The organism is Desmonostoc vinosum (assembly GCF_059505385.1).
Genome location: NZ_JCACKM010000106.1, coordinates 1 through 23,723, shown reverse-complemented (window position 1 = coordinate 23,723; position 23,723 = coordinate 1). Strand labels below are relative to the sequence as shown.

Sequence of the window (23,723 nt, the reverse complement as noted above, 5' to 3'; positions counted from 1 at the left end):
ATTAGCCATAGGTTTCTAACCTATGGCGGTTTTTGGGACTGGTGCAAGATATCAGCAACGCTAGTCGCTCATGGGGGAAACCACGCCACTTGCTACAACTCTGGGAACCCCCGCAACGCAGTGGCTCCTCAAGTCGGGAAACCCGCCCACGGGGGTGGCTCCCCAAGACTGTGCTGGGCGCTCTTCGCAGCGTCAAGCCTACGGCATAGCTTCGCTTAGAGCGACGTTCGCGTCACCCTCCAGGGCGCGCGGGGACAGGGAGACGCACAGAAAGATTTGGGAACGAAAAAATAGGTTTTTTCGGGGTAAGAAGAAGTTTGTGTATTATGTTTTTTGCGTTAAAAGGCGAGGTTTTAGACCCGATTGCTTCGATAAATACTCTAATTAATATCTCATCTCAAATTAAGCATCTATTAATTTGTATTAATCATGTACTCAATAACTGAGTTCAGTGCTTGATAAAGCTTTCAAGTATTTTTTTATTTTTTGTGGGTTATGGGTTCGGGTATCTCTTAACTTTTTTATGCTTCGTCAGCACTTTCTACACTCAAGGGAATTGTAATACCTTCTCGCAGCAAAGCAACTGTAAACATCTTCCGCAAATGACGCTGGATTTGCAGATGTTTTCCTGGTTTTACCTTCGTTAATGTTCGTAGCAATAAATGAGATTCTCCCAGACTTTCGACTCCATCTACTTGTGTCGGTTCGAGTACATCTTGATCATTTGCTTTTAATTGTTCTCCAACTTCCTCAATTAGTTTATATACATGAGACAAGTTAGATTGAAAAGGCACGCCAACTTCTACTACAGCAAAGATATACTGTTTGGAATAATTGGTAATTGAGCCAATATCACCGTTACGAATAATCTGTAATTGACCATTGGGGTGTCTGATGCGGGTAGTTCTAAGTTCAATTGCCTCTACAACTCCCTCAACGGTTTTCTCTTCGACTTTCCCGGCTTCGATATAGTCACCTACTAAATAGTAATTTTCAAATAAAATAAAAAATCCACACACTATATCGTTAATCAATGTCTGGGCCCCAAAACCCACAGCTATACCTAAAATACCTGCACCAGCGAGTATAGGAGTAGGGTTAATATCAAGAGTATAGAGAATGGAAACAATAGCACCAAAATAAACTAAATACTGCAAGAAACTACGGATGAGAGGAACCAGAGTTAAGCGTCTACTTCTTTGAATATCAGTGAGATTCTGTTCTTTAAATAGTACCTCCTCAACAAGTAAATAGACAACTTCAAATAACATACGGCTGATAAAAACAATACCAATGATTTTAATAATTCGTGGGCCAAAAGCTGCAATATTGGCAATTAACTGCACCTGCTGAAACACCAACGTTGCCACGCACACATAAATGACAAATTCCAGACACCGCTTGAGAAAGGGGATGAGGTGTCGCAGGCGATCGTAGAATCTTAATAGGTTGTCTGGACTAGAGTATCTGACACTAAGAAGATCTAAACTATCAATAACCGCAGTCACTGCTTTAGGTATCAGTAAGCCGATCGCAACGATCAGATAGATCCGCAGTATGATGTATAAATACTGAGAAACAACTACTGGTAACTTCAGAAACTGACTACACAAAATCAAAGCCCACAGCCAGATACCAATAGTAACAATGTTGTTCAGGTTGTTAAAAAAGGCATCGATACTTTGATCGTCGGCAGTATTTTGTTCGATATTCTTGGCGCGAGTATTAGCTACCTTCAACCAATAGCTAGTAGATTTGATAGCGATCGCTGCTAAAATCAAAATACCAATACTCTGAGCGCAACCAATTCCTAAACTTACCCAAAACCCTGATGGAATACGTTGAATTAACATCAGCGTATAACGTTGCAGGTTTTCACCCCGATAGATTAGAAAACCATTAGCAGCAACAATCAGAATACATAATACCGAACAAGTGAGTATCAACAACACCTTAAAATTTCGATGTAACCTTTTGATACTTCTCTCTTTCTTCTTAACTACAGAGTCTTGTAAAATTAGCTTAAATACTCTACCAATCAGCCAATTTACTAACAAGAAAACAAAAATTATTAAACTAACTTCAGCCAAAATAATTAATATATTCATCGAAGAAGGGAATAGGGAATGGGGAATAGTTTTTCCTATTTATTTTTCGGCGTTGCTAAATTTGAATCTGAAACTCAAAAACTAACACTTATCCACTCTTGCTCTCTGCGACTCTGCACGGCAGTTGCTACAACTTTGGGAACCAAATCAACGCACTGCCTTATCTGTGCGTGATATAAGCTCATATTTATACTTTGCAACGCTCCTGTTATCTAAGGAATAAGAGACCACCAAAATGGAAGGACTACTTGTATAAATTAATAAAATACATTTATTTGATGCACTTTGCAAGACTTTGTTTTTCATTCAAGTGCAGCGCTTCAGAAAAACAACATCCTTGTTCTAATCACACGTTTTAAAACGTGAGTTCCCTGTTCCCTATTAAGAGTTCCCCGTTCCCTCTGAAGTGGTTGATTTGGAGCTGAAGATGGAGAATTTCGTAACAACAGCAAAGGCAAACTCAGACAGCCTAAAATAATCATCATTCCAGTCATCACCCAAACTGGTAAACGGTTCGGTCGATAATCGCTGCGTTCAATTTGCCAGAATACTTTATTATATCGCCATGCTGCTAAAGCGATCGTCAAAATCCCGCATATGACCAAAATAATCCCCAAATTTTCTGAGTTGAATAGAGGCTGTACCACAGGTTGCCGTTGTGTTAGCACACTATCCAACTGACGCATAAATAAACCAAATCGAGCTATCGCGAAACCAAAACCCACCAAAGCTATCGATGTACGTAACCAAGCTAGAAAAGTACGCTCATTAGCTTGATGCTCGCGTTGCCGATCAATTTTCGGTATTTGATTACTCATTGCCAACATCCTGTAAAATAAAAATGCCCCTGGAGGGGATTTTTGAGTGTGTTATCTTAAATAAGATAAAGTTTAGTAACAAATATTAAAAACTTTGATTAATAATACATTGTCCTCTTACACTACTTCAAACACTGATCTGCATTCAACAGATACTAGACACAGAGATATCCAAGAATTAGAGTTAACACTCTGCTCATCTCCGTCTCTGCCGATATTGATTCCACAGCGACAAACTTGGTTAGTGTTTGCCGCAGCAGTATTTTTAGTATCAGTGCCAGTATTTATAGAAGCGCCACTAGTGCGATCGCTGCCTAGTGTGAGTATAGTGATGACAGGGTTTTGGGTGTGGTTGAGTTTCACCTTAATGTCACGTCCAGCAACTTATTTGTGGGGAGATTTGCTCTTGGGGTTTAGCTGGAGTTGGTTAGCAGGAGCAATTTATTGGGGCTGGTTGCGTTGGGAACCCTTGTGGCATTTACCAGTAGAATCAATAGGACTACCATTTGCCTGTTGGTGTCTGGTGCGGAATTGGGGCAAAGTAGGCAGTTGGTTTTATTTAGGTTCCTTACTCGGTACAGCTTTAACAGATGTATATTTCTATCTAGTAGACTTAATGCCCTATTGGCGGCAAATTATGAGAGTAGATGCAGATGGGGCATCACAAATTTTACAAAATGCTTTACTCCAAGTTGAAACACCATGGGGACAAGCCTGGGCAATAACTCTCGCCATCATACTGTTAATCATTGGAATTTTACCACTAGCTAAAAAGCAAAGACACTGGTATGCATTCAGTGGAGCAGTTTTAAGCACGATTTTAGTAGATAGCCTCTTCTTGCTAGCAGCTCTCACAATTTAACACTCCCTTATTAAAATCTCTCTGCTGCTAATCTGTAAACATGATTTATCTTGGGTTTTTCGTCCCTCGCTCCTTACGCAATAATCAGGGTTATCGCCATTAGGTCGGAATGTTTCACTTTGTCTGCTCTGCAAAAATACCTAGAGGTGCTGGATGAGGATTTAGAATCTGCCGTCTCAACGCTTAGATTTTAGGAGAAATATTATAATCCTGGTATGCGAATCATTGCCCGCAGCACTTTACGGCAATTTTGGGAAATACATCCAGATACCGAGCAGCCACTGAAAGCTTGGTATGATGAAGCGTCTCATGCAGAATGGAATAGTCCAACAAATATCAAAAGTACTTATCGCAACGCCAGTATTATCGCTAATAATCGTGTTGTTTTTAATATCAAAGGCAATAGACCTCTTGCAAAAGTCGGGTACTCGCCAGAAAATAAATTTTCTGGCTGATAACTTAAGTCGGTTGAAACCGACTAATAACAGTATTTTTAGTCCGTTTCAACGGACTTTTGCTATTAGGCAGAGACTTGAGTCTCTGACGGTTCAAGTATTTTTGCAAGAAGTCTAATGATTACCGCTTAATTGTTCACGTTCGTTACGACATTAAGATTATTTTTATCCGCTTTGTAGGAACGCACTCTGAATACGATAGCGTAGACGCGACAACAATTTGAGGTAACGTATATGCTCGAACCCCGTCCCATCCGAACCGAAGCTGATTATCGTGCTGCGCTTGATGAAATTGAAAGATTATTTGATGCAGAACTTAATACACCGGAGTGCGATCTGTTAGAAGTTTTAACGACACTGGTGGAAGCATACGAACAGCAGCATTATCCTATTGCTGCACCAGAACCAATTGAGGCAATTTTATATTATCTCGAATCTCGTGGGCTGTCTTGGCAGGATTTAGAATCTGTTATTGGAAGCCGTAAAGAGGTTGAGGAGGTTTTGAATCGCCAACAACCACTAACACTAGAAATGATTCAGCGTTTGCATCAACAATTAGGGATTCCGGCGGAGGTGTTGATTCAACCATACTCTTTAATAAAAAATTCAGCTTAATAAAATTGAGTAAAATATTTAGAATATAATGGATTACACAATAGAGCAGCTTTACAAAAAACTGACTGATTTAGCTCTGCTGTAATATTAATAGTCATTGTCAGCCACACAAATTCCTTTACATTTAATACCGTTCGTAGCAGTGCGCTGACAATGACAACAGAGAACTTTTTCGTTTTCTATTTCTTGATTGATTTTTATACTATCACTTGCTGAGCGCAAGTCTTTTTCGTCCTGGAGTTTTACAGTCATCAGAATGAAGAAATTTTTTGCGATTGCATTTTACAGATTGAGTCGAAGAGGAATATTATTCCCCTCCGACTCAACCATATCAATTAAGCGTTGCAGAAAACACGAAATTACTTAGCACTGTCCGTGGAGTGTCAATTTAAATTCGCAATTTTTAAACTCATTACTCAAAACTTTCAAGTTTTTATCTGCAAGGAAAGGTCTAATACCACGAGTGTTTATACGTAGCTTGTGCTTCATTCGGGGTAACAGTCTTCAACTTTGAATTATTTAAGCTTCTTCTTGATTTTCGCTTTTATGTCCTGGAGATGATTCATAAAGAGCGTCTAGTTGTTGGCGAGCATCTTCCACGTTTATCGAACGCATAACCAACAGCGGCTCTTTAATTAAGTTACCTGCGCTATCTAATAATTCTGGATGGGGTATAGGCTGTCTTCTAGAAGAGACATAACCAAAGTTGCCTTGATTAGCCATTTGTGAAGATCTCACCGGATATGTTCGCTCTCTATCAAAACTGAACATAATTAGATTGCGAATTAAGTTGGCAACAGCTATAAATGCAAGAATAGTAAAAGCAAGAATGTAAAGTAGGTGTAACATCGGGTTTTCCTCCAGGCAGCAATTTTTAAAGCTTTTTGTTGTAACGCTTTGTTCAACTAATCCTGTCAGCCACAGAAATAGTGTGAACATCTGACGCACTCTATCTTCGTGCGCTTATTTTTATGTTATGTAAACTGTCCACCGTTATTTCACTTACGGTAACATGGGATACATTATTTTGTTAATCGAGATAATGTTAAGAAAATCTTAATTGTATCGTTCGGGCCGTTTATTTACAACAATCTACAGACGTAGTTAAGCAGCTAGCAGCAAAAGCCAACTCTTAGACTTCGCGTTTTTGACGGAAGATCATTGCTACATTCCAGCACTCTGTTACTAATTGATGCCAAGGCATTATAGTTGCCATATCAATCCCGACTTGTCCATCAGTAGCAGCAAATAGCATTTTTGCAGTATTTAGTTCATCTTGTGCTTGTTTCACTCGCAAGAGCAAATTAAGTTGATCTTGTTCGCTCATAAATGAGAGGCGTTCAATTTCCAGAAGATCTCGCGATCGCGCGAACCAATACTGAAAATCGTCTAGCAGAGGTTCTAAAACTGTTTTTAGCAACTCAGTCCCTGGTAAATTTGAGTCTCGCATAAATTGGAAGCATTCGTCTAACTTTCTTATTAATATTAACGTTATTTACGATTCTTAACACTTTTTATTATCGCCATATGTCAGTTTTTATAAAAAATCTGTAACAAAGACTACAAATTACATTATATATTCTGGTATTGTGATTTGTACAGTTCCCAGAAGGAACACATTTATATATCCCAAGACATAGCTAATAACGTCAGTTGCTGGTTGTTTGAGAAGAAGATGAGGGGGATGTACTTCTCCTTCAAAGACGCTACGCGTAGCAAGACCTTGAAGGGTACGCTCAGCAACCGAGGGATGAGGAAGAAATAACCAATGACAAATGACAATTCCCCATTCCCCTAATTTCCACTGGGCTTCGCCCCGCTTCTCTACGAGACGCTTCGCGAACGCTAACGTGGGGGCCCCGAGTTCCCCATTCCCTAACCAGCTACTTTGCTATTTTTCTTGAATCACGATTTTTTCTAAGTTTTGTACTCGATTTTTCTCGCTGTTAGTGGTTGCTAACTCAGATTTTGCGAGGTCTTGTACTAAACTTAAACCTACTTGTCCTAATTTTCCAATTGTAGTAGATTTCAGCGCTTCGGCTAAAGCTTCGTACCATAAATCCGCTTTTGCGTAGATGTTTGCCTTCTGTAAACTGTTGACAGCAGTAGATAATTGAGTTTTAAGTGTAGATGGCATTTCTACAACAATAAATTCTGCTTTTTCTACTAATTTAGTTTTTGAAGAATTCGGACAATCAAGTGCTACCATCCAGAGATATTTACGACCAACGATCAATTCTGGTTGGTTTTCGGTAAGAGACAATTGAAAAACTCCTGGAGAAACATTTTTTTCAACTGTATCTCCCAACTGCTGGGGTTGATTTTTTGAGTTGAATTCAAAAATTTTAAATCTTATTTGCTTAGAAGTTGATACAAAACCCACAAAAGTAGGACGTAAAGAAGCCGTAGTTCCAATATACGTTTTGGGTGCAAGTAGTGTCAAAGGAATTTTGTCAACTTCACAACCTCTGGTACCTCCAGTTCTGCTATGGTCGCTTGCAGGTTTTCGATTGGTTGGTGCGAAACTAGCAATTGTTGCTGGTGTGAAAACTAAGTATAAGCACAGAAAAAAACTAGTCGTTAGTTTCAGGTTAAGGTTTTGGCTAAATAATTGTACTATTTGAGGTTTCATAAATTTTGATTTTTTATTAGTTATTTGTCTTATTTTTTGTTAACTTCCAAGTGATTTCGCATGTTGTACCTCCAGGTACAAGAAAATCACGTTTAAAATTCCCTTTCAAATTTTTAGCAATACTTTTAAGCTGTTTAGTTCCTTTGCTTTCAGAATAAAAAACAGTTCCAGAACCATTATCTTTAATTTTAAGAGTATATAAACCCTGGTCTTCTATACCAGTAGCTTCTATGTTTTTGACACCTTTAGCATGTTTACCTACGTTACATAAGGCTTCTTCCAGAAATAAACAAAGACCTTGTTTATTTTCTAAAGTTAAATAAATATAGTCTATCGGGTCAAATGTGCGAATTTTTACCTTAATATTTTTGAGATATTCTAGATCGCTCCGTTCTAAAGTACTGGTGTATACTTCATAAAAAAGCTCATGCATTGGTCGTTTTAAGTCAAGTTTTAACCCGCTGCCTAAACGAAGACTTTCGTCTGGAGATAAAGCTTCTATTTTGAGATATTCGCCAATTGCTCGAATTTCGTAGTTAAGTTTTTCTAACTGTAATGTTAATTCCTCTTGTGGCAACCTGTGAGTGTGTGTGTATCTCAGAATATTTGCTAAAGTTTGCAGAGGGCCATTATGAATTATATTGAACGCGTGTTCAATTGTCTGTTGACGTTCAATAATTTTAGATTTTTGAGCTTGGTCATGTTGATAAAATGCAAATGCACTCATCCCTAAACCATTAACACATAAAATTAACAAGTTTGGTACTATAGGAATCCACCATCCCCACAAAATTAATAAATAACCTATACCGACTAAGCAACAACCTACGATGACAACAGCTATATAATTTTTCCAGACTGATTGTGTGATTCGACCGATGATAATTGGTATAAAACCCCAAACAAATATCCACAAATATTCCCAACCATCTGACCAAGATTTTAACAGCGATCGCTCCTCAACAACAGCATTAATTATCTGCGAACAAGCATGAGCATGAAATTCTACTCCATAGACTTGTCCAGGAAGTTTTAAACTCGCAATTGCTGAAGAATTAAATAAGTCGGGAACACTAGGAGCAGTGACTCCAATTAAAGCTATTTTTCCTTTGAGCCACTCTGATTTAAAATTCCCATTTTTAATATCATGCAATGATAAAACTCGAAATGGTTTGCTGCCATTTCTAAAATTTACTAGTATCTTTAATCCACTATCATTAGCTCTTACATAACCCCCAGAATTAGGCAAAAAACGAGGTAGTTCTGTAGCTGCAAATCGCATCGTCTCAGAGTCATTTTTACCACGTTCGAGATTTATTCCTTGAGCTGCTAAGTAAGCCATTGCTAAACGCACAGACAAAGAATATTTGGCTTCATTAGGATTGTCTGGATTTTTATCTGAAGGTGTCCAAAGTAAGTAACGTCGATATTTGCCGTCATCATCTGATATCAAATCAGAAAAACCAACTTGTGCTGCTGGTAGTCGTGGTGGTGGCAATATGGGATCTGGTGGTAATATTTTTTCAATTCCAACCAGCTTTTTATTCTGCTGAAATACATCTACTAACTCTGTATAACCGGGTTCAACAGGGATATTCTTGATAATATCTAGACCTATTGCAATCGGTTGATGTTTTTGTAATATCCTTATTAACTCTGCAATTTGTTGATCTGGAATGGGATAGTTACCTATACTCTGAATATCTTGTTCATTAATCCCAATAATGACAATTTTCTCATCAGTTAATTCTGCAGGACGCCAACGTAAAAATGTGTCAAATGCAAACCATTCCCAAATTTGTAGCCATCCTAATAAACGAGCAACAATGACGAATATTAATACAGCAATTCCTGGAAGCGCTGCTCGTCGCCAAATGATAATTTCTCTTTGAATTTGTTTTTTGGTAAGTCTTACCATACGCAAGAGAATTGGGAACAGCTAAATAATTCGTAATGACGCGACGCTCTTGTGTCGCTCTAAGCGAAGCTATGCCGTAGGCTTTACGCTGACGCTATCGCTGACGCTCGTACCTCGCTAACGCTAACGCTATCGATGACTCGCTCTAAGCGAAGCTATGCCGTAGGCTTTACGCTACGAAGCGCGTAATTCGTAATTAAGTTTTGTAATGGGGATTTAATCCCAACACAAAACTTGTCGGTTAGAGAACTGGGGGACTTAAACCCACGAAACTAGTTAAGAACTAATCAATTAATCCTTCTTGACGAGCGCGGATTTCTGTTTGAATTCGCATATTTTTACCTTCTTTTTTACAATCTTCTGCATAAATACCAAGCACATCTTGAATCTTTGTCCAGTATGTACGCACTGCACGCTCAGATTTATACATACGTTCTGAAATCAATTTATCTGTCAATCCTTCTTCAAAGGCTAATTTCAAAACATCTAACCACTCTGGTTTAAATTCCAATCCAGTTTTAATATCTTTTGTGTGGGTTGCACCTTTGAGTGCTATGTTGACACGAATTAACATGTCTTGTTCTGATAGTCCTTTGTCTGCGATCGCAAATCCACCCTGATGTTCATCAATCTCGTGTTTTATCCTCACCAAAGCTTTTACATAACTACTTTGCACCAAAAAATTCTGCTGGGGATATTTCTTAAATAATTCTTGAAGTAAGTTAATCCCAGTGTCGATTTGGGCCGTCATTCCTGCTCGTTCAGGTATCGATAAATCCATAAAAATCAAGTTAAATAGAGAATTTTTTATCTCCTCTAGAGCATCCGTTACCGTTTGCGCTTTGATGATATCTGCGTTTGGATATTCCTGTTGCAGTAAGTTGAAAGTACCAGTCAAGATTAATTGGTGATCGTCAATAGTTAAGATTTTTAATGATGGCGATCGCAGTAAATTTGGATGTTCTCCTAACTTGTTAGCATTAAAATCAATTACATTTTCCTCCGTAGTCATTTATACATCCTCATACAGTATTGAACTAGAGACTGGGAAAGACGCAAAGACGCGGAGAATAATCAATAACAAATGACAATCCCCAATCCCCACTCCCCAATTCCGTGCAGTTGATATGACACTGCCAATTGTGGCAACGCAATATACAAAATTACAATACAGTTTTCTGCAATCTTGCTCAAAACGGCTGATATCGCAATGAAAAATAGAAACCGTTATCTTGCAATGTATTACCACGGTCATTAATATCTATTAACGGTATACCGTAATCCAAACGCAGGTTTAAATCTCGATTTGGTTGCCAAAGTAAACCTAACCCTAAACTAGCAAGTGTTTGGGAACTCAAACTATCACGATTATTCCATACCGTACCAATATCAAAAAAAGGTGCTACTTGCCATGTATTTGAGTTGGATATCAATGGAATTCGAGCCTCTATTGAAGCTGTAATGCCATTATCAGCTACTAATTGATTTTGGCGATAGCCACGGACTGTATCAACTCCACCAATACTAAATCTTTCTAAGGATAGTAAAGAATCTGCTGTTAGTTGGGCGTTGAGTCTTGATAGTAGTATTGTTCGTGGTGATAACCGTTGCACCCACTGAAATTGTCCTAGCCAAGAGAAGAAACGTCCATCAGTACCCATATCGTTAACTGTAGCATCAAATGCTCCAATCCCAAGATTAAATTGAGAACGAGCAGCTAAAACTCTGATCGCATTGCGTTCTACCCAATCTTGATAAAAACGAATGACCGTAACTTTCGATTCGCCTTTTTCTGGCCCTTCAGAAAAAGAGAAAGGGATATTATTGAATAAAAATGTTTGAGAACGACGTAAATCTAATGCTAGACCAATAGCAAATTCAGTTTGAGGTTTTCGATATAAAGGTTGGCGATAACTCAGGGAATAAGTTTGCGTTTCACTCCTAATATCTAAATCGCGGAATTCATCTTCAATAATGCGACTATCACCATTATTGAAACGAAAACTGATGGTACTATTGTCTGCATTGAGGGGAATTGTATAACCGAAATCATATAAATTTAGTCCTTCAGTAATTGCATATTCAACAGACAAGCGATCGCCAAAACCTAACAAATTATCATGAGCTAGAAACACCCCTACCTGAGTGGAACCAATATTAGGAGATTGATTATTAGCAGCAAAAATTCCTGCATGAAATGCAGGAGCTTCGGTAATTTTAACTTGTAAGATATTGCTACCAGGTATACTACCTGCGGTCAACTCAGCATTGACTCGTTGAATTAAAGGATCGAGTTGTAATAGTTGCAGCGCTTCCTCTAAACGTTTTTGATTTAAGGGGGTAGAGGTGGCTATTTGCAGACGCGATCGCACATATCCCGATTGTAATCTTGTTAATCCAGTTAGTTCAATCTTTTCTATTTCACCCTCTACCACTTGAATTTGCACTATACCATCAGTCAGATTCTGATTGTTAGGTAAAAATGCCCCACTAGTAACGTAGCCATTTTTAATGTAGAGTTCTGTGATCTCTGAACGCAATTGAATCAATTCTGTAAAAGTTACTTGTCGATTCTCACATAATTTAATTAACTCTGTAATTTCATCTTTTAAAACGGTTGCTCCTAACACGACAATTTTCTTTACTAAAAAACTTTCGCCACTGGGAAAATTCCGATCTGGTGTTACTGGTGTGGCAGGTGTTAGTAAGATAGAAGGAGAGGGGGAGGGAGAAACTGAACCAGGTGCAGAGGGATTTGGTTTGGGAATAGTTTGATCGAGAATTGTGGGTGTAGTGGCAGGAATATTTACTCCAGGTGGTGGTGTAGATTGAGCAATAACACGAGCAGAAAAACAAGTAAATGTGAGCAAAATAGAAGCTGTGAAAACTATTCTAATTTTGGCGATCGCGCCTACATACTCTATCCAATCTGCCACACTCAACTTCATCAGAAAAATGGGTCTGAAACCCCGTCCTTGAACAAAGTGAAGGACGGCTTGACAAATATCTTCTAAACAACAATTAACCCGTTAGAATGACGAATTAATTGCACTTTACTACAAGCAATCTGCCCTAACCGTTTCCAGTTAGCATCGCTGACAGATACTTGTTTTTCGGTGTCGCCAGACACATAACCAATACCTTTAGGAGAACTGACTAAATCTCCTTTGCGTAGACCATGACGAGTTGTAGAACCTCCATATTGACGACGCACACCACCCTTAGAGGGAAGCATTAAGTGCAGGTTATTCCAATCCTTACCCTTCTAGGGCGAGGTTGGTGAATTCAGCAGTCTAGTAAATATTTACTTTCACAAAAATTTACCACCATTTATTTATGCACAGATAATAAATAGTATATTTATTTATATATCTATCAGTAATCTCGCCTTTTTCAAGCTAAAGGATTTCCAAGAATTGAAGAAAGCAGAGGGCAGAACGTTGTTTTCAAGCGAATTCTAGTAATAAACTTACCATAGCCGTTGGTTTCGACTTCTCCTATCAAAGACGCTACGCGAACGCTCAACCAACTGAGCAATCGAGAGTTGAGCGAAGTCGAAACTCGTCAACAGAGGTATTTTTTTAATCAGAAATCACCTCATCTCGGCAAAGACAGCCGCAGCGACTTTTCGCTGCATCTCTACATGAGATGAAAAACGCTGAAATAACGGAGAAGGGGAGATTCGAACTCCCGGAACCTTTCGGTTCATCCGATTTCAAGTCGGACGCAATCGACCACTCTGCCACCTCTCCAGTAAAACTGTCTAGCTGTAATTTAACCCTGAGTCAAGACGCAATTAAGACATTATTCTCAGGTAACACTAAAGCTGACAGATAATACTATATCCTATCATTTACACAGGTTGCACCACTGAGTGTGATCGCTTGTACAAAATTTCCTCACAAGCCACTTGGCAATCATTACCAACCCACACTAAAGAAGCTTGTGAAACTACACCTGCTTCTAAAGAAACTAAGGAAAAATTACGCAGTTTTTCGTTCCCGTTTTCAACAATCCTGGGTACACTTGCCGCATTCAAGTAAATTATCCCTTCAGGACTTCTAAAAATGGGCTTTCGTGACACTTTTTTGGTATGCCGTAGAGTCTGGTGCATATGACCAAATGTTACCAAAGGAATGGTTTTACCAGCGGTCAGAGCCTGAGAAATCGCTTCGGCAAAATCTGGATCGCCGAAATCGCCTCCTATAGGGTGCCAGTCTTTACCGCAGGGGTCTTCTGGGCGATCGCCTAGTCCACTAGGGCCATTATGACCCAAAAAGATAATCGTCTCATAAGTAGCACTTTTTACCGCTTTGACGATGCGATCAGCAGATTCTTCCAGACTCGTTACACCATAACGTTCTTTACAGATCTCCGCAAATCTCCATTCTGGCCCACCCCAAGTAAAGGGACGACCCCCAACTACGGTGAGATGCCAATCTGGAAAATCTAGCTTGCCATAACCGACATGGGCTGAACCCAATAAATCGAGTTGTGCTTGCACCCAATCTTCTGTGGAGCGGTCATAAGGACACTTTTTTCGTCCCCATTCTGTAGCAGTGTACCATGCGTCGTGGTTTCCCATTACTGCTGCTTTTGGAATGTCGAGGGAGGCGATCGCTCTCACTACTTCCACCGACTCATTACCAAAATCTCCGACAAACAGCAATAGGTTAACACCCAAGTGCTTGAGTGCAATACCATCTTCGACTTCCCATTGGTCGTGAATATCTCCAACTACAGCAATCTTGAGGTTTGTTGATTGAGCTTTTTGACTGGTCATGCTACTTTCCTTGCCGTCTATCTCCAGCATAGGAAACTCAGCCGGATTTGAACACAAAGCGAAAATATATCCCGCCTCCTATTTTTGGTAAAAACTACTATAATTGAATCCACAAGAGAAAAACCTGCAACCTAACCTAACCTAACTGTGTTTACTACTGCACTCCGTCAAACAGACAACACCCAACCAGGTGAGCTACCACTAGATTTATTTGCCGCTATAGAGAGTCTCAAAAAAGAACTCAACGCGGTGATCCTGGCGCATTACTATCAAGAACCAGATATTCAGGACATTGCGGACTTTATCGGGGATTCATTACAACTAGCAAAAGCAGCAGCACAGACCAACGCAGATGCGATCGTCTTTGCTGGTGTTCATTTTATGGCAGAAACAGCCAAAATCCTCAATCCTGACAAATTAGTACTTTTACCAGATTTAAATGCGGGATGTTCTTTAGCAGACAGTTGTCCAGCAGAAGCATTCGCTGCTTTTAAAGCCGCGCACCCCAAACATTTAGTAGTTTCTTATATCAATTGCTCTGCGGAAATTAAGGCAATGAGCGATATTATTTGTACTAGTTCCAATGCTGTCAAGATTGTGCAGCAAATACCGCAGGATGTGCCGATTATTTTTGCTCCAGATCGGAATTTGGGGCGATATGTGATGGAACAAACAGGACGAGATTTGGTGCTATGGCAAGGTAGCTGTGTTGTGCATGAAACCTTTTCCGAAAAGAAAATTGTCCAGTTAAAAATTACACACCCGCAAGCAGAAGCGATCGCTCACCCAGAATGTGAAACTAGCGTCTTGCGCCATGCCAATTTTATTGGCTCTACAGCAGCTTTACTCAACTATTGTCAAAAAAGTCCTACCAAAGAATTTATTGTTGCTACAGAGCCTGGTATCATCCACCAAATGCAAAAACTAGCTCCTGACAAGCACTTTATTCCCGCACCACCGATTAATAACTGCAATTGTAACGAGTGTCCGTTTATGCGGTTGAATACTCTAGAAAAGCTTTACCTGGCGATGAAAAACCGTACCCCCGAAATCACCATGTCTGAGGAAATTCGGATTGCTGCACTGCGACCAATTCAACGCATGTTAGAAATGAGCATTTGACATCCTCACCGCCCTAAAAGTGCGGTGATTCCTAAAGATCACTCTTTGGGTTTTCTCTTTCTTTGACTGCAAAAGTAAGAGAAAACTCTAGCCCCTACGATGGGAATTGGGTCTATTGGGCAACCAGAAAGTGAAACGGTATTACTCCCGCAGTGCATATCCTACGCCACGTACTGTATGAACCAAGCGTTTTTCATTATTCTCTTCCAATTTAAGCCGTAGGTAACGAATATAAACCTCAATAATATTAGAATCACCCATAAAATCGTAGCCCCAAACTTTTTCTAGAATTTGTTCTCTAGTAAATACTTGACGGGGATGTGAAAGCAGATATTCTAATAAATCAAACTCTTTTGCTGTTAACTCAATTAATCGCTGACTCCGAAACACTTCACGGGTGCGACGATTTAAGCTCAAGTCTTCAAATTGTAATAAATCCTCATCTGTTTCTTGAGTGCGGCGGAGATGGGCGCGAATTCTTGCTAACAATTCCTCAATACTAAAGGGCTTAACCACATAATCATCGGCTCCTGCATCTAATCCTGCCACGCGATCGCTCACTTCATCTTTAGCTGTCAATAAAATTACTGGCACTGTACAGCCTGTTGCCCGCAGACGGCGACAAATCTCTAAACCCGATAGCCCCGGTAACATCCAATCTAAAACGGCCAAATCTGGCGATGATTCCCGCGCCAAGGTCAGTCCAGTAATGCCATCATGGGCTATGCTAACTTTGTATCCTTCGCTACTCAGTTCTAATTCAACGAATCGCGCTAGTTTAATTTCGTCTTCGACCAACAGGATATGTGCTGTCATATTTTTGTTCCTAAAGTAGGTAATGTCAAAATAAAGGTGTTGCCATAGCCTAGATTTGATTGAATTGCGACTTTGCCACCCATGCTTTCAACTAAGTATTTGACAATAGATAAACCTAAGCCTGCTCCCTCAGTCAAATGAGCGCGGGAGGCATCAACTCGATACAAAGGTTCAAAAATACGGGACTGCTCTGATAAGGGAATGCCATCACCCTTGTCACTAACTTGAATGACTGCCCAATTATCAGCCTGAGTGAGTTGCAGACTAACTAGCTTATCTGCATTCGAGTATTTAACAGCATTGTTAATCAAATGGTTTAATGCCTGCATCAGTTGCTTACGGTCTGCCTTGACTCTCACAGGCAATGGTGTAATTTCTAAATGGATTACCCGATGCTCAAACTTCTCTATCATCTGCACTATGTCTGCAATTACATCATTTAGTATTAATGATTCAGGTTGTAAAGGCATCATACTGTGATTTGCCCGTGCCAGATCTAATAAGTTTTGCAAAATCTGAGTCATGCGCTCTGCTTCAAAGACAGCCATCTCTAGAGTTTCTTGCTGAGTAGCTGTTAAGTTATGACTACGTTGCCAGGTGCGTTGCAGATATGCATAAACCATACTCAAGGGTGTGCGTAACTCGTGAGCTAAGTCATTAGTAAACTGTTGCTGCTGTTGTTTGAGTTCTTTGATTTGCGTTAATAGTTGCTTCCAAGTTAAGGCTAGCGCTTTCAATTCGCTCGGTGTTTGATGGAAGTTTAGCTGACAATAATCTAGTTCAGCATAGTTTGTTACCCACTGATTTACTTGACGCAAAGGAAACAGTGATTTTCTAATGAACAGTGTAGCGATCGCTGTGGTAGTTGCGATCGCTAAAATGCTCATAATCCAAAGATGTTGAAAAATCATTAGTTTAGTGTAGGGCTGTTGGTCAGCAGTAATCAGAAACTGTTTGATTTCCCAAATTGTTCCCAAAATAAAACTACTTAGTCCCAGTGTCAAAATAATAGCAATTCTCACAGTTAGGCAAAATTGTAGTGAAGAGGGGTCAATTCTAAGTTGAATAAGTTGAGATATTTTCCTCAGTTTTCGGTTTATTAAATTCATTAGAATAATTCACCTCTTGGAATTTCATTAACTCAAACCAAACAATTCAAATAATTTCACTTTAATATTGGCAGAGAATAAAAAAATGAATTATTCCTGAATAAAGTTAGATATTTTGCTTAGAAAATTATAAAATTTTAAATATATTTCTAGAAATAAATTATAAGAATATTAGTTATGAAATCTCATCATACTTTAATTTATCCATCAGCTTATACTCATATTAAGAAGGCAAGCTATTAATTACAAGTTTAGTTTGCCTACAAGCAAGGATCACATCATGAAAGGTTTAATTTGTGGTAGTTTATTTACTTTAATGCTCACTACATCAGCCGCAGCTATAGCTACACCTGTAAAATATACACAGTCAGATTCAGATACACATAAAATATCTCAAGTAGCACTCAACGTAAATGTTCCCCATATTACTAATTCCGGCATCAGAAATAATACTCACTTTATTAGAGTTGCAGTAGTTGGTATGTCTTTGGAAGACCTCATGATTTTATTACCAAGTCAAATGGAACGCTTTAACGCAGTTCGGATTACTGATCAATCAGGTAAAGAGATTGCCGGGAAAATAGAGATAAATAAAGAACGATTATCAATTAGCTTTGACGAACCTGTAAATTCTGGTGTTTCTTTAGAGGTGCAAATCACAGGTGTTCAAAGAAGGAGTGGCAGCGGGAATATATTGCTTTATGGAGTGACTGCTAAAAGAGTTGGTTTAGAAGGAGAAATTCCTATTGGAACAGCCAGAATTGATATTCCTGATAAAGGCTAACATATTTTGGAATCGGGGACTGAGGCGCAAGGCACCCATTATTTATTTATGGGGATTGTAATGCGTGAATTTTGTGAGCGTCCGCGTTCGCTTTTAGCATTTCGTAGAGAGCGTCATTTTGAATTTTAAATTAAGCGAAGGGGTTGACTGTTCTCTTTGAGTTATTTTGAATAAGATATAAAAAACAGTAGATGCAAACTTATAGCCTGCTCTACTGTTTGTTATTATGATTAATAACTTGGATAACTTATTTATCCTATGGCGATCGCTTCTTCATCTTGCTCAATTTTTGGTTCCTGATTTTGTGCTTCATATTCACCAAAATGCTGAATTAATTTAGCAACTAAACCTGTCCATCCTGTTTGATGACTTGCACCGATACCAGCTCCATTATCACCATGAAAATATTCATGGAATAAAATTAAGTTTCTCCAATGTGGGTCATTTTGAAACTTTTCTATTCCACCATAAACAGGTCTTTTTCCAAAGTCATCTTTTAAGAAAATTTTGATTAACCTTTGAGATAATTCTGATGCAACTTCCCAAAGTGTCATCATTTTACCAGAACCTGTAGGACATTCTATCTTGAAATCATCTCCAAGATAATAATAAAAGTTTTGTAGAGATTCAATCAAGAGAAAATTCACCGGAAACCAAACAGGGCCGCGCCAGTTAGAATTACCACCAAACAAACCACTACTAGATTCAGCAGGTTCATAATCTACTCGACATTGAGAACCGTTGACATAAAAAGTGTAAGGATGATCGGCATGAAATCTCGAAAGTGCGCGAATACCGTAGGGACTAAAAAACTCACTTTCATCGAGCATTTTTTGCAGAATACTTTTGAGCTTATCCCGTGAAACAATCGCTAGTAATCTTCTTGCACCTATTCCTTTTGTTTCCATGCAAGCTACGTTTTGTTTTAAGTCAGGACGGTTACGGATAAACCATTCCAAGCGTTTTTTAAAACCAGGAAGCAATCTTAAAGTGTCTGGTTCAATTGTTTCGATGGCAAATAGAGGAATTAACCCCACCATTGACCGGACTTTTAAGGTAATCTGTTGTTCAGATAAATGTAGCACATCGTAGTAAAAACCATCTGATTCATTCCACAAACTCGCTTCCATTTCACCAATATTATTCATTGCAGCTGCTATGTACAGGAAATGCTCAAAAAATTTGGTAGCGATGTCTTCATAAACAGGATTAGTCTTGGCTAATTCTAGAGCGATCGCTAACATATTTAAGCAATACATGCCCATCCAACTAGTACCATCAGATTGGTCAATATGTCCACCTGTAGGAAGCGCTGCACTCCGGTCAAATACGCCGATATTATCTAACCCTAAAAATCCTCCTTGGAAGACATTATTTCCCTCAGCATCCTTGCGATTTACCCACCAAGTAAAATTGAGCATCAGTTTTTGAAATACCCGCTCTAAAAACTGTTTATCTGCTCGTTCATACATTTTCTGTTCAATCTGATAAATACGCCAAGTTGCCCAAGCATGAACTGGTGGGTTAACATCACTAAATGCCCACTCATAAGCAGGAATTTGTCCATTAGGATGCATATACCATTCCCGCGTTAAAACATCGAGTTGGTATTTAGCAAAATCTGGATCAATCATTGCCAAAGGAATAGTATGAAACGCCAAATCCCAAGCTGCAAACCAGGGATATTCCCACTTATCAGGCATAGAGAGAATATCTTCATTGTAGAGATGAAACCACTCACGATTTCTGCCATTTTTGCGTTCTGGCGGTGGGGATGGTGTATGGCGATCGCCTTTTAACCAATCCTCTAATATGTAATGATAAAATTGCTTACTCCACAACATTCCAGCGAAGGCTTGACGCTGCACATTCTGCATATCTTTGCTCAGAGGATATGGTGTAATACGCTGATAAAATTCATCTGCTTCCTGTTGTCGTTTCAAAAAAATTACATCAAAATCTTTGCCTAATGGCTCAATTAAATTAGGCGCATCACTTAATCTTAATTTAATAATTTTAGTTTCGCCTGCACCAACGGTTAATATATAATTAGCAGCAGCTTTAGTACCAATCTTATCTGGATTTACTGCCTCTTTTAACCCCTGCACAATGTAATCGTTAATGCCATCTTTGACATAAATAGATGTATTGGGAGAGTCAAATAATCGTTGATAATTTGTCTCGTTTTCTGTAAAGAGAATTTCCGTTGCATCTTGGCAATATAACCATCTTTTACCTAAAGTTGAATGAGATGCCTCAATAATATTGCAACTATTATCTGATTTAAATTCTTGTAAACTAGGTTTATTTGTATCTCCATTCCAAGACCAAGTATTACGAAACCAAAGAGTAGGCAATAGATACACTGTTTTAGCTTCTGAGCCTCTGTTAATTACTTTGATTTGGATGAGAATATCTTCAGCGGAAGCTTTAGCATATTCCACAAAAACATCAAAGTAGCGGTTGTCATCAAATACACCTGTGTCTATTAATTCAAACTCTAGTTCTTGACGACTTCGGCGTTGATTTTCTTTAACTAATTGCGAGTAAGGAAAGGCTGACTGAGGATATTTATACAGCGCTTTCATATATGAATGAGTCGGTGTACTGTCTAAATAAAAGTAACATTCTTTGACATCTTCACCGTGATTACCTTCATTGCCAGTTAAACCAAAAATTCTTTCTTTGAGAATAGTATCTTCACCATTCCAAAGAGCGATCGCAAAACAAAGTTGCTGGTGATTATCAGAAATACCAAATATACCATCTTCACCCCAACGGTAAGCGCGAGAACGGGCTTGATCGTGGGTAAAATAGTCCCAAGCTGTACCATTAGAACTATAGTCTTCGCGTACCGTTCCCCACTGTCTTTCACTTAAATAAGGCCCCCATCTCCGCCAATGAGCTTGATGAGTTAGGGCTTGTTGTAATCTAATTTCTTCTTGGGTCAAATTTGCTATCATAACACTGTACTTGCATTTATTTGCTATCTGGAGTATCCCGTTTTTATCCAAGGTATAGCTGAAATTTTGATTAAATTTGATAGAAAGACTAGTAAGTAAAAATTTAGAATAAACTCAGGAAAAATTTATGTTAATTTATATATCGATTTTAACTATCGAGTTGATGATTGAAAAATAGTTAGATCGCAAACAGATATCTCTATCCGTATTATCTCGCAGTCTTTTTCAGAAATCAAATATGATTCCTATAAAAAGTATGTGTTAATCAGACTTTCAGCTTTTCAGCTTTTATTCGTATTTATTGATTGTTAGTCTTTTTAACTCTGCTGCCAAATTTTAATCGTCTTATCTAAACTTCCACTTACCAGCATCTCGCCAGAAGAGGTGAAAGCTAGTGCTGTGACTGTGTTGGTGTGACCTGTAAACGTACCTAGCAGTTCTCCTGTTACTAGATGCCACAATTTAATTGTTTTATCAGCGCTGCCACTGGCAATAATTTGTTCATCCGGACTCAGAGCGATAGCGTATACTCGATCTCTATGTCCTTTGAGGGTGTGAATTAATTCGCCAGTATGCAAATGCCAAACTTTAATAGTTTGATCCCAACTACCACTGACGAGTAGTTTAGCATCTGCACTCATTGCCAAAGAGCTAACAATGTGAGAATGACCCATCAACATGTGCAGTGGTTGCGTTTGGTTGAAGATTGGTTTTCCTAATTGATGCGAGGTTTGCCAGACTTTGATTTTGCGATAACTACCTGTAACTAAAGTTTGCCCATCTTGGCTCAAAATTAGCGAATGAGCAGCTGTATCATCTAAAGAAAGAGCGATCGCTACCTGACGATGCATTAAATCCCAAAACAGAATTTGTCTGTCATCTCCACCTGTGGCTAATATCCTGCCATCTGGAGTAAAAGCAGCGCAGCGCACCATCCCGTTATGCTTGTGTAGAATATCTATTAAATCTAGTGCCCCTACATGCCAGATCTTTATTGTAGAATCTGCACCGCAACTTACCAAAGTCTGTCCATCAGCACTAAAAGCTAGGGAATTCACTTCATCCACTAGTCCAGATAGAACCCAAGGATATTCTGACAACGTATCTATTAATTCACCCTTGCTTAAATCCCACAGTTTTGTTTCTCCACGACTGCCACTTGCTAATATGGGTGAGGTTTTACCATTCTTATATCCAGAACTGAAAGCAAGACAGTTAATTCCTCTAGTGTGACCTTCTAAAGTTTGCCAGCACTCCCAATCACCCACTATCCTCTTAAGAGGATGTTCTGGTGGCAAAGTTTGAATTGTTTCTGTTGTTATCCTCTCATCACCTACTAATAAAGAATCTTCTTTCGTAATTAGTGATTCTAAATACCAACTTAATCCCCCGGCATACAACAAATTGCTGGGAGTAATATAAAACTTTGGTTCAGAAGATTCAACTTGATTTGTAGGTAAAAATCCTGCAATAACCGTTTGTTTTTCATATCCTAATTGACCTGTAACCGGATAAAACAAACACAAAAAAATTAATACTTGATGATTTCTCAAATCCTCTTGAGTAACTGACCATCTAATTTTGTCTTTCTTAATTCCATTAAAACTTTCTCTATCTGCAACATAAACTTGAATACTTATGTTGGGATTATCTTTTAATAAGTAAATAAATTTACTTTCACCACGTAAATTTCCTTCATCATCTAAAACTATATTTTGCAAGGTATCTTGTGGTAGTTTTTTGACCAACTTACCCAAGCGTTCTGTCATTACCCGCTCAACAATTTGCTCTCGTAACAGATAATCTTCTGCTTGCTGCTGGAAATAGCTGGAAAAAGGTATTGTCCAGTCCGGGGGTTCAGGATACTCAGGCGGCGTGGGTGGCGGATTTTTGGCGAGAATTTCCGCTTGTTGACGAGAAAATTCTAGGAGTTTTGTCAGTGGCTCCCCCCAAAAGGCCATAATTTCGCTGTGACAACCTTTGACTTGACTTTCTAGCAAAGATAAGTCATACGTCTTAGGTTTTTTCACGCGTTGAAGGAAGTCAGCTTGTTGAACCTTTAGTAAACTAATCCAATCCATCTGCATTCCTACGGCACACTATTGCATACCTACGGTAAGCTATACCAATACAATTACTCAAGTTTATAACCTTTAATTAATTTAAAATTCAGTAATCCTAGCTGTCTCATAGAACACAGATATCACTAGGACTTTGCGGTAAGCGCAGGCCTAAATATTAGTAAACATTTCATTGACTAATGAGGCTCAGGTATAGGGGGTTAGATAATGTTAACCAATTCTAACTAACTGCGACAATCAGATACTGTTTCTAGGAAAACAGTTCTAGCAGCAAAGAAAGTATGATGTGAGAAAATCTAGATAAATTTTAAAGGTAATATGACACAGCTAAAATAGTGCAATAAATTTTTTCTTGTGCGGCGTGCAAGATGCCTGTCCTACTTGGTGAGCAAGATGCACACCCCACACAAAGCGGATTTCTGCTGGGTATTACCACTAGATTCATTTTGAATTGCTGAGTTTCACATTAACAAGTTCCGTGGGTTTAAGTCCCCCGGTTCTATAACCGACAAGTTTTGTGTTAGGCTGTCTTACAAAGTTCAGGCAGTGTGATATTGGGGGAAACCCCCTGGTGACTCTGCGCTAAATCCCCATTACAAAACTTAATTACGAATTACGCGCTTCGCAGCGGTAGCGAGTCCTCGATAGCGTTAGCGT

23 protein-coding genes and 1 tRNA gene are annotated in these 23,723 nt (G+C 38.9%); 8 read left to right on the top strand and 16 right to left on the bottom strand.

Translation table 11 applies throughout. From position 1 onward, the window contains the following. Positions 1-219, top strand: a 219-nt coding sequence (locus tag AC5JMF_RS17365; RefSeq protein WP_495796965.1) for a hypothetical protein, incomplete at its 5' end; no start/stop codon positions are given. Between the two features lie 302 nt (positions 220-521). On the opposite strand, the gene AC5JMF_RS17360 is transcribed toward AC5JMF_RS17365, so the two are convergent. Continuing rightward, positions 522-2,108 carry a mechanosensitive ion channel family protein gene (locus tag AC5JMF_RS17360; RefSeq protein WP_495796964.1) on the bottom strand — a complete coding sequence of 529 codons (1,587 nt, stop codon included), beginning with the start codon at positions 2,106-2,108 and terminating at the stop codon, positions 522-524. 320 nt (positions 2,109-2,428) lie between these two features. Continuing rightward, entirely contained in the window at positions 2,429-2,926 is a 498-nt protein-coding gene (locus AC5JMF_RS17355; protein WP_495796963.1) for a YidH family protein, read from the bottom strand. Positions 2,927-3,020: 94 nt separating this feature from the next. Between AC5JMF_RS17355 and AC5JMF_RS17350 the strand changes: the two genes are divergently transcribed. The 5 genes from AC5JMF_RS17350 to AC5JMF_RS17330 all read left to right on the top strand — a co-directional run bounded on the left by AC5JMF_RS17350 (position 3,021) and on the right by AC5JMF_RS17330 (position 4,858). Beyond that, positions 3,021-3,788, top strand: coding sequence for a DUF3120 domain-containing protein (locus AC5JMF_RS17350; protein ID WP_495796962.1), 768 nt, complete (start codon positions 3,021-3,023; stop codon positions 3,786-3,788). Positions 3,789-4,003: 215 nt separating this feature from the next. Beyond that, positions 4,004-4,243 carry a type II toxin-antitoxin system HigB family toxin gene (locus AC5JMF_RS17345; protein ID WP_495796961.1) on the top strand — a complete coding sequence of 80 codons (240 nt, stop codon included), beginning with the start codon at positions 4,004-4,006 and terminating at the stop codon, positions 4,241-4,243. Further along, on the top strand, positions 4,200-4,361 hold the full coding sequence (locus tag AC5JMF_RS17340; protein ID WP_495794771.1) for a hypothetical protein: 162 nt from the start codon (positions 4,200-4,202) through the stop codon (positions 4,359-4,361). Before AC5JMF_RS17345 ends, AC5JMF_RS17340 begins: the two co-directional genes overlap by 44 nt. Before the next feature lie 13 nt (positions 4,362-4,374). Beyond that, positions 4,375-4,467, top strand: coding sequence for a type II toxin-antitoxin system HigB family toxin (locus AC5JMF_RS17335; protein ID WP_495796967.1), 93 nt, complete (start codon positions 4,375-4,377; stop codon positions 4,465-4,467). A 10-nt stretch (positions 4,468-4,477) separates the two neighbouring features. Continuing rightward, complete coding sequence (locus AC5JMF_RS17330; RefSeq protein ID WP_495796960.1) at positions 4,478-4,858, top strand: helix-turn-helix domain-containing protein; 381 nt, start codon at positions 4,478-4,480, stop codon at positions 4,856-4,858. An 87-nt stretch (positions 4,859-4,945) separates the two neighbouring features. Here AC5JMF_RS17330 and AC5JMF_RS17325 read toward each other — a convergent pair whose 3' ends face one another. The 10 genes from AC5JMF_RS17325 to AC5JMF_RS17280 form a co-directional block, all read right to left on the bottom strand. After that, positions 4,946-5,110 carry a DUF8639 family protein gene (locus tag AC5JMF_RS17325; RefSeq protein WP_495796959.1) on the bottom strand — a complete coding sequence of 55 codons (165 nt, stop codon included), beginning with the start codon at positions 5,108-5,110 and terminating at the stop codon, positions 4,946-4,948. 267 nt (positions 5,111-5,377) lie between these two features. After that, positions 5,378-5,707, bottom strand: a complete 330-nt coding sequence (locus AC5JMF_RS17320; RefSeq protein WP_495796966.1) for a DUF2973 domain-containing protein — start codon at positions 5,705-5,707, stop codon at positions 5,378-5,380. A gap of 283 nt (positions 5,708-5,990) precedes the next feature. Next, entirely contained in the window at positions 5,991-6,308 is a 318-nt protein-coding gene (locus tag AC5JMF_RS17315; protein WP_495796958.1) for a DUF2605 domain-containing protein, read from the bottom strand. A gap of 441 nt (positions 6,309-6,749) precedes the next feature. Further along, positions 6,750-7,490, bottom strand: coding sequence for a DUF928 domain-containing protein (locus tag AC5JMF_RS17310; RefSeq protein WP_495796957.1), 741 nt, complete (start codon positions 7,488-7,490; stop codon positions 6,750-6,752). A gap of 16 nt (positions 7,491-7,506) precedes the next feature. Further along, complete coding sequence (locus AC5JMF_RS17305; protein WP_495796956.1) at positions 7,507-9,408, bottom strand: sensor histidine kinase; 1,902 nt, start codon at positions 9,406-9,408, stop codon at positions 7,507-7,509. Positions 9,409-9,691: 283 nt separating this feature from the next. Continuing rightward, on the bottom strand, positions 9,692-10,420 hold the full coding sequence (locus tag AC5JMF_RS17300) for a response regulator (protein WP_495796955.1): 729 nt from the start codon (positions 10,418-10,420) through the stop codon (positions 9,692-9,694). Between the two features lie 178 nt (positions 10,421-10,598). Beyond that, positions 10,599-12,344, bottom strand: coding sequence for a ShlB/FhaC/HecB family hemolysin secretion/activation protein (locus AC5JMF_RS17295; protein WP_495796954.1), 1,746 nt, complete (start codon positions 12,342-12,344; stop codon positions 10,599-10,601). Between the two features lie 74 nt (positions 12,345-12,418). After that, positions 12,419-12,643 carry a hypothetical protein gene (locus AC5JMF_RS17290; RefSeq protein ID WP_495796953.1) on the bottom strand — a complete coding sequence of 75 codons (225 nt, stop codon included), beginning with the start codon at positions 12,641-12,643 and terminating at the stop codon, positions 12,419-12,421. Positions 12,644-13,075: 432 nt separating this feature from the next. After that, positions 13,076-13,160: transfer RNA gene (locus tag AC5JMF_RS17285), tRNA-Ser, on the bottom strand. A 101-nt stretch (positions 13,161-13,261) separates the two neighbouring features. Further along, positions 13,262-14,191: a TIGR04168 family protein gene (locus AC5JMF_RS17280; protein ID WP_495796952.1), complete on the bottom strand. Its 930-nt coding sequence runs from the start codon at positions 14,189-14,191 to the stop codon at positions 13,262-13,264. Positions 14,192-14,338: 147 nt separating this feature from the next. Here AC5JMF_RS17280 and nadA point away from each other — a divergent pair, with 147 nt between their 5' ends. Then, positions 14,339-15,313 (top strand): quinolinate synthase NadA, encoded by a 975-nt coding sequence (gene nadA, locus AC5JMF_RS17275; RefSeq protein ID WP_495796951.1) that lies wholly within the window; start codon positions 14,339-14,341, stop codon positions 15,311-15,313. A 141-nt stretch (positions 15,314-15,454) separates the two neighbouring features. Here the strand turns inward: nadA and AC5JMF_RS17270 are convergent, their stop codons facing one another. Continuing rightward, a complete protein-coding gene (locus AC5JMF_RS17270; protein WP_495796950.1) occupies positions 15,455-16,129 on the bottom strand; it encodes a response regulator transcription factor in 675 nt (224 codons plus the stop codon). Next, positions 16,126-17,238, bottom strand: coding sequence for a sensor histidine kinase (locus AC5JMF_RS17265; protein ID WP_495796949.1), 1,113 nt, complete (start codon positions 17,236-17,238; stop codon positions 16,126-16,128). Before AC5JMF_RS17265 ends, AC5JMF_RS17270 begins: the two co-directional genes overlap by 4 nt. Positions 17,239-17,518: 280 nt before the next feature. Here AC5JMF_RS17265 and AC5JMF_RS17260 point away from each other — a divergent pair, with 280 nt between their 5' ends. Further along, complete coding sequence (locus tag AC5JMF_RS17260) at positions 17,519-18,022, top strand: hypothetical protein (protein ID WP_495796948.1); 504 nt, start codon at positions 17,519-17,521, stop codon at positions 18,020-18,022. Between the two features lie 251 nt (positions 18,023-18,273). Here the strand turns inward: AC5JMF_RS17260 and AC5JMF_RS17255 are convergent, their stop codons facing one another. Together AC5JMF_RS17255 and AC5JMF_RS17250 are read right to left on the bottom strand one after the other, a co-directional pair. Continuing rightward, on the bottom strand, positions 18,274-20,985 hold the full coding sequence (locus AC5JMF_RS17255; protein ID WP_495796947.1) for an MGH1-like glycoside hydrolase domain-containing protein: 2,712 nt from the start codon (positions 20,983-20,985) through the stop codon (positions 18,274-18,276). A 317-nt stretch (positions 20,986-21,302) separates the two neighbouring features. Beyond that, a complete protein-coding gene (locus AC5JMF_RS17250) occupies positions 21,303-23,072 on the bottom strand; it encodes a WD40 repeat domain-containing protein (RefSeq protein ID WP_495796946.1) in 1,770 nt (589 codons plus the stop codon). Between the last annotated feature and the right edge of the window lie 651 nt (positions 23,073-23,723).

Bases quoted from the DNA above. Each gene is read 5' to 3' on its own strand.
- AC5JMF_RS17360 (WP_495796964.1), bottom strand. From the start codon at position 2,108: ATGAATATATTAATTATTTTGGCTGAAGTTAGTTTAATAATTTTTGTT.
- AC5JMF_RS17355 (WP_495796963.1), bottom strand. From the start codon at position 2,926: ATGAGTAATCAAATACCGAAAATTGATCGGCAACGCGAGCATCAAGCT.
- AC5JMF_RS17345 (WP_495796961.1), top strand. From the start codon at position 4,004: ATGCGAATCATTGCCCGCAGCACTTTACGGCAATTTTGGGAAATACAT.
- AC5JMF_RS17330 (WP_495796960.1), top strand. From the start codon at position 4,478: ATGCTCGAACCCCGTCCCATCCGAACCGAAGCTGATTATCGTGCTGCG.
- AC5JMF_RS17325 (WP_495796959.1), bottom strand. From the start codon at position 5,110: ATGACTGTAAAACTCCAGGACGAAAAAGACTTGCGCTCAGCAAGTGAT.
- AC5JMF_RS17320 (WP_495796966.1), bottom strand. From the start codon at position 5,707: ATGTTACACCTACTTTACATTCTTGCTTTTACTATTCTTGCATTTATA.
- AC5JMF_RS17315 (WP_495796958.1), bottom strand. From the start codon at position 6,308: ATGCGAGACTCAAATTTACCAGGGACTGAGTTGCTAAAAACAGTTTTA.
- AC5JMF_RS17310 (WP_495796957.1), bottom strand. From the start codon at position 7,490: ATGAAACCTCAAATAGTACAATTATTTAGCCAAAACCTTAACCTGAAA.
- AC5JMF_RS17305 (WP_495796956.1), bottom strand. From the start codon at position 9,408: ATGGTAAGACTTACCAAAAAACAAATTCAAAGAGAAATTATCATTTGG.
- AC5JMF_RS17300 (WP_495796955.1), bottom strand. From the start codon at position 10,420: ATGACTACGGAGGAAAATGTAATTGATTTTAATGCTAACAAGTTAGGA.
- AC5JMF_RS17290 (WP_495796953.1), bottom strand. From the start codon at position 12,643: ATGCTTCCCTCTAAGGGTGGTGTGCGTCGTCAATATGGAGGTTCTACA.
- AC5JMF_RS17280 (WP_495796952.1), bottom strand. From the start codon at position 14,191: ATGACCAGTCAAAAAGCTCAATCAACAAACCTCAAGATTGCTGTAGTT.
- AC5JMF_RS17270 (WP_495796950.1), bottom strand. From the start codon at position 16,129: ATGACAGCACATATCCTGTTGGTCGAAGACGAAATTAAACTAGCGCGA.
- AC5JMF_RS17265 (WP_495796949.1), bottom strand. From the start codon at position 17,238: ATGAATTTAATAAACCGAAAACTGAGGAAAATATCTCAACTTATTCAA.
- AC5JMF_RS17260 (WP_495796948.1), top strand. From the start codon at position 17,519: ATGAAAGGTTTAATTTGTGGTAGTTTATTTACTTTAATGCTCACTACA.
- AC5JMF_RS17255 (WP_495796947.1), bottom strand. From the start codon at position 20,985: ATGATAGCAAATTTGACCCAAGAAGAAATTAGATTACAACAAGCCCTA.
- AC5JMF_RS17250 (WP_495796946.1), bottom strand. From the start codon at position 23,072: ATGCAGATGGATTGGATTAGTTTACTAAAGGTTCAACAAGCTGACTTC.